Source organism: Acinetobacter sp. AB03 (genome assembly GCF_058107045.1).
Genome location: NZ_JBUEBA010000047.1, coordinates 1 through 634, shown reverse-complemented (window position 1 = coordinate 634; position 634 = coordinate 1). Strand labels below are relative to the sequence as shown.

General features: G+C 34.5%; 1 protein-coding gene. It reads right to left on the bottom strand.

Going from position 1 to position 634, the window contains the following annotated elements; translation table 11 throughout:
* Positions 1-366: Arm DNA-binding domain-containing protein (locus ACY3FQ_RS17955; protein ID WP_489774587.1), on the bottom strand; the 366-nt coding region annotated here is incomplete at its 3' end.
* Positions 367-634 lie beyond the last annotated feature (268 nt).

The window sequence follows — 634 nt, the reverse complement described above, 5'->3', positions numbered from 1 at the left end:
ACATCTTTCTGCTAACTGTAGTACACCGCAGCGGGGTGAATCATTAAATGCATTTTTCAGTTTGAACTGCAGCCACTCCTCCCCTACCTTACGAAAGGTGATGACATTAGAGACAGTATCATGCTCAAAACAATAATTATTGTCTTTAAAGTCATCTTTGACTTGTCGTGCCTTTTTCAGCGATAAATCAGGATAAAGCCCCAACTGAATGCGGCGACGTTTTTTTGTTTGTGGATCTGTATAGCGATAGCACCAAGATTTTCTTCCAGTCGGCTCAATCTTCAGGCTAAGTCCATCTTCATCGGATAAAAAACAAGTTTTTTCCTTGCAATGAGCTTGGCGAACTTTAATTTCAGTAAGACTCATGAAATTTAAATGAAACCTATCAGCGGATTGACGAGATCCATTATATCAAAATAGAAGAAAATATATATGATGCGTACACTACGCATCATATATATTTGTAATATATTGTTTTATATATTTAATATTTTAAGTATTTGTATTTTAGTAACCATTATAAGTACCACCTCTTCTTTAAGTTCCCAACAACTCACTTTTTCTGTCATCAATGTTAAATAAGTCTTGTGCTTTAAATTCTTAGATGACCTCCTCTACCCTTTATTATCATTTT